This is a genomic window from uncultured Caballeronia sp. (assembly GCF_964243625.1).
GTDB lineage: Bacteria > Pseudomonadota > Gammaproteobacteria > Burkholderiales > Burkholderiaceae > Caballeronia.
In genome coordinates this window covers 1-8,406 of record NZ_CAXTGZ010000244.1, presented here as the reverse complement: position 1 = coordinate 8,406, position 8,406 = coordinate 1, and the positions used below count along the sequence as shown (strand labels likewise).

Annotated in this window: 11 protein-coding genes; 5 read left to right on the top strand and 6 right to left on the bottom strand. The window is 59.4% G+C overall.

Annotation, left to right across the window (positions count from 1 at the left end; genetic code table 11):
• Together ACFFAR_RS17295 and ACFFAR_RS17290 are read right to left on the bottom strand one after the other, a co-directional pair.
• Positions 1-891: alpha/beta fold hydrolase (locus ACFFAR_RS17295; protein WP_174363433.1), on the bottom strand; the 891-nt coding region annotated here is incomplete at its 3' end.
• 26 nt (positions 892-917) lie between these two features.
• A complete protein-coding gene (locus tag ACFFAR_RS17290) occupies positions 918-1,826 on the bottom strand; it encodes an alpha/beta fold hydrolase (RefSeq protein WP_174363434.1) in 909 nt (302 codons plus the stop codon).
• Between the two features lie 87 nt (positions 1,827-1,913).
• Between ACFFAR_RS17290 and ACFFAR_RS17285 the strand changes: the two genes are divergently transcribed.
• Positions 1,914-2,300, top strand: a complete 387-nt coding sequence (locus ACFFAR_RS17285; protein WP_174363435.1) for a MerR family transcriptional regulator — start codon at positions 1,914-1,916, stop codon at positions 2,298-2,300.
• Between the two features lie 76 nt (positions 2,301-2,376).
• Positions 2,377-3,102, top strand: a complete 726-nt coding sequence (locus tag ACFFAR_RS17280) for a TSUP family transporter (RefSeq protein WP_174363436.1) — start codon at positions 2,377-2,379, stop codon at positions 3,100-3,102.
• Between the two features lie 25 nt (positions 3,103-3,127).
• Here the strand turns inward: ACFFAR_RS17280 and ACFFAR_RS17275 are convergent, their stop codons facing one another.
• Positions 3,128-3,460 carry a hypothetical protein gene (locus tag ACFFAR_RS17275; protein WP_174363437.1) on the bottom strand — a complete coding sequence of 111 codons (333 nt, stop codon included), beginning with the start codon at positions 3,458-3,460 and terminating at the stop codon, positions 3,128-3,130.
• A 134-nt stretch (positions 3,461-3,594) separates the two neighbouring features.
• Positions 3,595-4,494 carry a LysR family transcriptional regulator gene (locus ACFFAR_RS17270; protein WP_375508183.1) on the bottom strand — a complete coding sequence of 300 codons (900 nt, stop codon included), beginning with the start codon at positions 4,492-4,494 and terminating at the stop codon, positions 3,595-3,597.
• A gap of 152 nt (positions 4,495-4,646) precedes the next feature.
• On the opposite strand from ACFFAR_RS17270, the gene ACFFAR_RS17265 reads away from it, so the two are divergent.
• Positions 4,647-4,952 carry a YciI family protein gene (locus tag ACFFAR_RS17265; RefSeq protein ID WP_375508182.1) on the top strand — a complete coding sequence of 102 codons (306 nt, stop codon included), beginning with the start codon at positions 4,647-4,649 and terminating at the stop codon, positions 4,950-4,952.
• Positions 4,953-5,011: 59 nt separating this feature from the next.
• Entirely contained in the window at positions 5,012-5,620 is a 609-nt protein-coding gene (locus ACFFAR_RS17260) for an NIPSNAP family protein (protein ID WP_174363439.1), read from the top strand.
• 232 nt (positions 5,621-5,852) lie between these two features.
• On the opposite strand, the gene ACFFAR_RS17255 is transcribed toward ACFFAR_RS17260, so the two are convergent.
• Entirely contained in the window at positions 5,853-6,749 is an 897-nt protein-coding gene (locus ACFFAR_RS17255) for a fructose bisphosphate aldolase (RefSeq protein ID WP_086381591.1), read from the bottom strand.
• A gap of 228 nt (positions 6,750-6,977) precedes the next feature.
• Complete coding sequence (locus tag ACFFAR_RS17250; RefSeq protein ID WP_174363440.1) at positions 6,978-7,856, bottom strand: LysR substrate-binding domain-containing protein; 879 nt, start codon at positions 7,854-7,856, stop codon at positions 6,978-6,980.
• A 319-nt stretch (positions 7,857-8,175) separates the two neighbouring features.
• On the opposite strand from ACFFAR_RS17250, the gene ACFFAR_RS17245 reads away from it, so the two are divergent.
• Positions 8,176-8,406 (top strand): hypothetical protein (locus ACFFAR_RS17245; protein WP_375508181.1); only part of this gene is annotated, 231 nt, incomplete at its 3' end.

Genomic DNA, 8,406 nt, shown 5'->3' with positions numbered 1-8,406 from the left:
GAGAAACGCAAGAAGCTCCGCCGTGACTTCTCCCGGACACTCCTCCGGAAGAAGATGACCCGCGCGAAGTGCCTTGCCGCTGACATTGCTTGCCCAGCGCCGCCAGATGTCGAGCGGTGAGTGTTCCCCGCCGAACGAATCGGGCCACAAGGCAAGGACCGGACAGTTCAGCATGGTTCCGGCTGCACGATCGGCGGTGTCGTGCGCGAGATCCTCATGCGCGGCCGCTCGATAGTCTTCGCACATCGCACGTCGCACCGACGGGTTTCGAAAGGCCCGTCTGTAGGCGCTGAGGGCAACCGTATCGATATGATCGATTCCGCCTGCCATCCTGGCTAGAGCAGCATCGATAAACGCATCGGGATCGGCCGACAGCATCCGCTCCGGCAGATCGAACGGTTGCGCCAGCAGGAACCAGTGAAAATTGGCCAGCCCGAAGCGCATGTCGGCGGCGTCCCATGCATCGAGCGTCGGAACCACGGCGAGCGACGCATAGTGAGTCAAATGATCCCGATGATCCAGCGCCAGCCGGTATCCGGCCCGCGCCCCTCTGTCGTGGCCGACGACGGCAAACTCTGCGTGGCCGAGCTGTTTCATCATCGAGGTAAGTGCTTCGGCGACCCGGCGTTTGGTCCAGCGTGGAGTATCGGCGCCCGTCTTGCTGTCGCCATACCCGGGCAGATCCGGCGCAACGACAGTGAATGAACGCGCCAGTTGCGGAGCAATGTACCGCCATGCCAGATGCGTTTGCGGATACCCGTGCAGCAGAAGCACTGCCGGTCCCGAGCCACCGGTCACGCCGCTGAACGACACACCTCCCGCGTCGACTTGCAGACCGGACAATCCCGGGAAAGACTCAAGCGAATGGTGAGGGGGAAGTTCGTATGCCATATGTTCCTCACGTTTGCGGTGTCAAATCAGTGACGCGCGACGGTATCGACGAAAGCGGCCAGATCACGGTTGAACCTATCCGGCTCTTCGATAAAAGGCGCATGTCCCGAATTCGCGTACGACTTGATTTGAACCTGCGGATCGAGTTCCTTTGCCCGTGCAATCGCGCCTTTCGTATTCACCAGCGCGTCGCGTTCGCCATACAGCAGCAGGACGGGCACCGTGGTTTTGCTCAAACCGCCGGACGCATCGACCGTCATGGACTGGACTGCGCTCTGCATGGTCCACGACGCCATCGCCGCGTTGGCGAGCAGGCGCTCGGTTGTGGACCTGTCGGGCTGCGTGTGAAAACACAGGCTGAGGAAGGTGCGCTCGCCATCCAGATGGGTCTTCAAATCATGAGAAGTCATGTCGCGATAAACCTCCGGATGAGACACGATCTGGTCCGCTTTCAACTCGATCACACCATCGACATAAACCGCTCCGGCAATCTGGCTGTCGCCATATGCCGCCAGGTAATTCGATACGACCGCGCCACCCAGCGACCATCCGACGAGCACAGGACGGCTTGCATGCGACGCTTTGATCACTGTTGCAAGGTCGTCCGCCCAATGGCGTCCGTTGGAATACGCCTCGGCTTCAGTCGGCTTTCCGGACAGGCCGTGACCGCGCAAATCGTACGTGATGATGCGATACCGCTGGAGGTCGGCGCTGTCGACTTGTCCATTCCAGTTCAGGCGGCTGCCCAGCAAGCCGTGGATCAGCACGACAGGCGGCCCGGCCGGATCGCCTGACTCCTGGACGGCAAGGGTGACGCCGTCCGGCGCGGTGACCGAATAGTTTTTTGTATCTGCGATAGCGGCGGATGACATCGCAAGCGCGGCGACTGCTGCCAGCAGGGCGGAAAGCGTGTGACTAAAGAAGTTGCGCGACATTCGGGTTGCTCCATGATCGTTGACATGGGAGCACTTTGAACCCTTACACTGATGTGAGGGTCAAGCGAAAAGTGCTATGCTTTTTCCATGATCCAATCCATCGAACACGATCTGCTGGCCATTGGCGAACTCGCTCGCAAGACCGGCGCAAGCGTGCGTTCGATTCGCCATTACGACGAACATGGCCTCCTGACGTCGGTTCGCGCCAGCAATGGCTACAGGGCGTTCCCGCTTGCCGCCGTCACCCAGGTCAGGCAAATCCAGCGCATGATCGCGACGGGCTTCAGCCTCGCTGATATCCGCTCGTTTCCCGATTGCATGCGCATGATCGAAGGCGCGGGTTCATGCCCCGAGACCTCCGATGCCCAGCGCAAGCGACTGGCCTCGATCGAGCGCCAGATAGAAGACCTCGAACGACGTCGTACACGCCTGCTCAAGACACTGGCTGAAGGGGCCGTTCCACCTTTGGACTGATTTTCCCGGAGCGGAGGCGCAGCTCACGGTACTCTTCCGAGCGTCGACCAATTCAACCTTCCATGAAAACGCCGCGATGGGATATGTACTTGTTCTGCTCGTCGGCGTTGCTGCCGGCATGCTCAGCGGCATTATCGGCACCGGGTCGTCGATGATGCTCATGCCGGTTCTCGTCCTGTTCTTCGGGCCGCAGCAGGCCGTGCCGATCATGGCGATCGGAGCGGTGATGGGCAATCTCGGCAAGGTTGTCGCATGGTGGCGTGAAATCGACTGGAGGGCCTGCGCGGCTTATTGCACAACCGCAATCCCCGGCGCGGCGTTGGGCGTTCACACGCTGCTGGCGATCCCTGCGCGCATTGTCGATATTGCGCTCGGCGTTTTCTTCGTTGCGATGATTCCGACGCGGCGCTGGCTCGCGCGCCGCTCCATCAAATTCACCCTGTGGGATCTGGCATTGATCGGAGGCCCCGTCGGCTTTTTGACAGGGATTGTCGTGTCGACGGGTCCGATCACCGTTCCGGTGTTCACGTCGTATGGCCTCGAAAAAGGCGCCTTTCTCGCGACGGAAGCGACCGGATCGCTCGGGGTTTATGCGGCAAAGATCGCGGCATTCAAGGAGTTCGGCGCGCTGCCGGTCGGAATCGTTGTAAAAGGTCTGGTGGCGGGCGCTGCACTGATGACGGGATCGTTTTTCGCCAAGTCTGTCGTGGTCCGGATGCAACCGTCCACGTTCAGGCTTCTTGTCGATGGACTGATGCTGTCGTCAGGCATTTCGTTGCTCTGGGCGGCGGTCGGCCAATAGCTTTGACTGCACTTCGCATTCGGATTCAGCGCCGCGCCGATTCGGCCTTCGTAGCGTTATTGAATGCCAGACCGTGATCGGTCATGCGTTCGCTGGGCCCGTCCTTGACGAATGCGTCCTCGAATACCTGCCCGATGAGTTCGTCATAGTCGGCCGGGTGAGCATTCGCTACGGCGCGGAGCATTTGTATAAGCGCGTTGCCGTCCTCGAGATGAGACACGATCACTCTCGCGGTTCGTAACGAGATAGTTTCTTCCGACGGCGCATGACTCCCACCTTCTTCCAGCTTGAACGTGAACCGGTGGATTTCTTCATGCCCTTCGGGCAATTGGTAGTGAGCACAAATGGTAGCTTTCATGATGCTTATGCGGAGTGGACCTGCCTTTTACCAACAAAAATCGTTCCCGCTAGCCTCTCATTTCTTCCTCGTCAATCAACCCTCGTACCGTTTCGCAGTTTTGCTTTTAGCTACTCTTGAGATGACATGCTTTTTTAGCCATCTCCGAAAGTTCCGATCATCCGGTCGACGAAACAACGCAGTTTCGGCGTCATCCGCCGGTCCGCTGCATAGAGCAGATGCATGGGGCGGGATGGCCCTTCGAAATCGGGCAACACCCGAATCAGCCGGCCTGCCGCCAGATCCTCGCCCACGGCATGCTCAGACCCGAGCACGATACCGAAACCGTCTCGGGCTGCGCTGTGAATGGCGCCCCAATCGTTGATACTCAAGCGGCTCCCAACGGTCGCCTCGACTTCGCGGCCGCCCTGCTGGAAGCGCCACCGACGGTTGAGGTCCGTTGGCCATGGGGCGAATAACACGCACTCATGGCGAGCCAAATCCGCGGGTTCCAGCGGCGTTCCATGTTCGCTCAGATAGGCCGGCGATGCGCAAGCGACCAAACGATATGGCTTTAGCGGACGCGCCACCATCGGCAGGTTTTCATCGATTGGCCCGATTCGCACGATGGCCTCGTAGCCTTCTTCGACAGGGTCCACCAGACGGTCCGATAGCGTCAGTTCAAGTTCCACCTCCGGGAAATCGCGCAGGAACTGCGTCACCGCCGGTATCAGGCCATGACGACCGAAGGTCACCGGCGCACTGATGCGCAAGCGGCCTTGAGGCTTGACCTGAACAGCTTGGGCCAGGGCATCGGCTGCGTCCACTTCCGCCAGCACGGTCTGGCGCCGCTCCAGATAGGCGCGGCCGAACTCCGTCAGGCTCTGTTTGCGGGTCGTCCGATTCAGCAAGCGGGTCGCAAGATGCTGTTCCAGGGCAGCGATATGCTTGGCGACCATTTGCGGCGACATGCCAAGCTTGTCGGCTGCAGCGGCGAATGACCCCGTCTGGGTTGCCTGTACGAAGACTGCCATGCCGGTGAGTCGATCGAGCACTGACAACTCCCAGTTGTGAAACCGGAAACTGTACGCCTATTTATCATCCACCAATAGTCAATTAAGGTAGGTGTATTCGTCTTGGACATCCGGTTTGGGCGGACATCACAGCATCCATCAAGGTCAACGATATGCCGATATACATTACTCGAATGGAACACCCAGACGGCGACCGCTGGAACCAGCATGTTCTCGAACACGCTCTTTATCTCAAGGACTTGATCGCGCAGGGCCGGCTGCTGGCTTCCGGACCGCTCAAAGGAACGCCGTTGCGTGCAGGCTTTCTGATCATGCGGGCTGAGAATCGCGAGGAAGTGGAAGCGATGGTCAAGGGCGATCCGTTTTCCCGCGAAGACCTGATCTGCGGGCTTACGATCGAAGAGTGGGATCCGCTCTTCGGCATGCTCGTCGATCAATCCAGCAAGCAGCCGCCGCCCGAGTTGGCATCGCTGTTCTGACTCGCCGGCCTGCGCGCAGGCCTTACCGCGGCGCGGCAGCCGCCTACAAGGAAGACATCATGCTTTATGAACTGATTACACTCTCCAGCCCACCGATGGAACAAGACGCGGTCTCTGCCAGTGCGCACAACTGGGTTCTGGATGGAGAAGGCCAGCTCCTGGGCGCCTGGCGCACGGAGATAGGGGAACTCTTCCAGATCAAGCTGCTGCGTGGCTTCGAGACCGCGGAGGCGCTTGAACGGGAACGGTTGCGCGCGCTGATGAGCGCCCGTCCATTCGGTGTCGACGATCCATCGAGCCGGTTGATCACGGAGCAGTACGCGCGTTTCCCGTTTCTGCCCGACGTCGAGCATTCCTCATTCGGGCGATTCTATGAATTCCGGACTTACCATCTGAAGCCGGGTGGTCTGCCGCCAACTTTGGCGGGATGGGAACAGGCAATCGGTCCGGCTCACGACTACACACGGCATCTGGTGATCAATATGTATGCGCTGGATGGCTTGCCCCGGATCACACATATTTGGGGATTCTCCAGCCTGGAGGAACGCGCTGCGCTGCGTGCACGCCATTACGCCGAAGGCCTGTGGCCACCGAAAGGCGGTCCGCAACAGATTGCAAGGGCGACATCGACGATCTGCATTCCGGAAGCGTACTCGCCGCTTGGCTGAGGCCGCCCGTACTGCTTTTTACTTGATACGGTGCGCGAATCAGAGGCGATCTGAAGCGTCGCCGAAGGATCGGCGAAGGGGGCATTCAATGCTTCATGCAAACGGGAGGGGGCGATTCGTGACATGCGGGGCCACGAGCTTTAATAGCCGTGGCCCGCGCAAAACAGCATCTCCGTATCAGGCGATTCGAGGCTCGTTCATGCGAGCCCGGAGCCGCCCTCTCAAAGTTGCATCAAACTTTTTCGACGGAAGCCTGATAGATCTCGTCGATGGCAGTCGCGAGCGTCTCGTCGAATTCACTGTCGCTCATTTGTTCCTTGAGCTCGTTGATCAAAGCCCGCGAGAAGCTGGCGATCATTCCATGATTCGAAGCAAGCCGTTCGCACGCATCGCTTCGCGCATAGCCTCCGGAAAGCGCAACCACCCGGGCGACGCGCGGGTGCTCGATCAGCGGACGATAAAAATCCGCCACGTCCGGAATTGTCAGCTTGAGCATGACTTGACGATTTTCCGGCAACGCATCGAGGCCTTTGGTCAGTTCCGCGAGGAGGGTGGCTTCCGCTCCAGCCTTGTCCGGACTCTTGATCGAAATCTCGGGCTCCAGGATCGGAATGAGGCCGTGTGCGGAGATTTGCTCTCCCACCGCAAATTGTTGCTTGGCGATCGCAGCAATACCCGCTTGCGAGTTCAGCTTGATGACTGAGCGCATCTTGGTGCCGCAGATACCGAGCTTCGCGGCGCGGGCGAGCAGCTCGTCGAGCCCGGGAATCGGCTTCATGAGTTGCACGCCGTCGGCTTCGTTTTCCAGGCCCTTGTCCACCTTCAGGAAGGGCACCACGCCACGCTCTTCCCACAAGAAGGTTGGAACGGGTTTGCCGAGCGCCTGTCCGTCCATGGTTGCTTCGAACAGGATGGCCCCGATGACCTTGTCCCCTGTAAAGGCGGGCGCGGTGATGATGCGCACCCGCATCTCGTGTATCAGTTTGAACATCTCGGCGTCACTGCTGTAGGCAGTCTCCGGGATGCCGTATAGCTTCAGGGCGCCGGGTGTGGACCCGCCGCTCTGGTCCAGGGCCGCGAAAAAGCCCTGCTTTTCACGTACTTGCGCCAACATTTTTTCATTTGCCACGATCGCCTTCCTCTCTAGACAACGGAATATCGAACCAGCACGTCTGGTCGGGACACATTGCATTTAACACGTTCAGGTATCGATGTTAATGCATATGCCGGAACAACGAAAAGCGGTCGGCGACGTTGCCTCACGCCGATCCGACGAAGTCAGGCCGATTACGCCAGCATTTAGCAACTTCGATCAATGTCATCGGAGCAAGTGCTGGGCCGTAAGCGGCCACCGCCCTTACAACGGATTCTCGATCGACTTCTGGACATGGGCGACGAAATTGTCCACTACCGGATCGCTACGCATGGTGTTCCACGCAAGACCGACTTGCCATCTGGTCTGGCTGTCATGCAAGGCAATGATGGTCGCGTCGCGCAGTAGATATTGCGCACCTGAGGGCAGGAATGCCGCGCCCACACCTGCTGCAACGGCTGCAAGAACAGACTGGATGTCATCGGCCCGCTGGATCACGCGCGGAATGAAATTGCGACTTGCGCACCATTGTTCGATTTGCGCGGCGAGTCCGGGACCAATACCGCGTGAAAGGGCGACAATGCCCAGCGCATTGAGCTTGTTCAGGTCCGCCGGCAAGCGCTTCCACCTCGCGTGCTCCGGAACGGCGAGGATCAGGGATTCGGCCAGCACCGGCACGAACGCCAACCCGCGGTCAGCCGGCAGTCGCAAGAACCCGACATCGAGTTGGCCCGAAAGCAGTGCCCGTGTCTGATCAAACGACGACAAGTCTTTCACCGTCACGCCGACACCTGGATTTATGGCCCGGAAGCTCGCGAGCCATTGCGGCGCCACCGTAAGCACCGATAACCCTAAACCGACCCGTAACTGTCCCCGCTGGCCACTACTTGCTTCGCGCGCGCGAATCAGCAGGTCATCGGCTTCGCCGATCAATGACAACGCACCTGGCCGGAAAGATTCTCCGAATGCCGTCAGGTCGGCGCCGTGACGGCCGCGTTCGAACAGGCGGCCGCCGAGCACCGTCTCCAGCGCCGCGATCTGCTTGCTGAGCGCCGGTTGGCTGACATGCAGTGCGTCTGCAGCGCGACCAAAATGGCGCAATTCAGTGACCGTCAAAAACGCCCGGAGCAGTTTGAGTTCCATTCCGCAGAGTAATGATATCGATCAAAACATTCATTTTACGGATCACGGCGGCAGCGGTCCAATGGGTTCTTCGCAGGAAGGACGATATGACCAAAATCCACCCAAAGACGAGACTCGCTCGAAGCGATGCTGCGATTTCTGTTGCGATGGTTCGGCGTGAGGCGATTGCAACGGGTGGCCGCGATGCTTCGAATAGAACACAGCAGCCTCGCCGAACCGGCGCAATTGCCATGAGCTTTGCGCAGGCCAGGCGCGAACGTTGAAGAATGTCTCTTGTGGACTAAGGTCTGGCGGCGCGTCAGTGGCAGAGGATTGCCCTATGGCGAACACTGACGGCGAGAAACGTCTTGCGCGGGTACGCTGCATTGCTCCGCCGTGCTTCGACTGGCAAGGTCTTCATGGTTTCCGGGTACGCCGAACGTTCTTCCTTCGCCGACTGACGAACGCACCACATCCGATCGCGATGAGTATTGCGGCCATCACGCCACTGCTCATGCCTCCACTTATGCCGATTCCGTTGCGGGATTCTCTTGCATCTGACGCGGCGGAT

Coding starts and splice junctions, on each gene's coding strand:
- ACFFAR_RS17280 (WP_174363436.1), top strand. CDS start 2,377: ATGGGATATGTACTTGTTCTGCTCGTCGGCGTTGCTGCCGGCATGCTC.
- ACFFAR_RS17265 (WP_375508182.1), top strand. CDS start 4,647: ATGGAACACCCAGACGGCGACCGCTGGAACCAGCATGTTCTCGAACAC.
- ACFFAR_RS17250 (WP_174363440.1), bottom strand. CDS start 7,856: ATGGAACTCAAACTGCTCCGGGCGTTTTTGACGGTCACTGAATTGCGC.
- ACFFAR_RS17260 (WP_174363439.1), top strand. CDS start 5,012: ATGCTTTATGAACTGATTACACTCTCCAGCCCACCGATGGAACAAGAC.
- ACFFAR_RS17290 (WP_174363434.1), bottom strand. CDS start 1,826: ATGTCGCGCAACTTCTTTAGTCACACGCTTTCCGCCCTGCTGGCAGCA.
- ACFFAR_RS17275 (WP_174363437.1), bottom strand. CDS start 3,460: ATGAAAGCTACCATTTGTGCTCACTACCAATTGCCCGAAGGGCATGAA.
- ACFFAR_RS17285 (WP_174363435.1), top strand. CDS start 1,914: ATGATCCAATCCATCGAACACGATCTGCTGGCCATTGGCGAACTCGCT.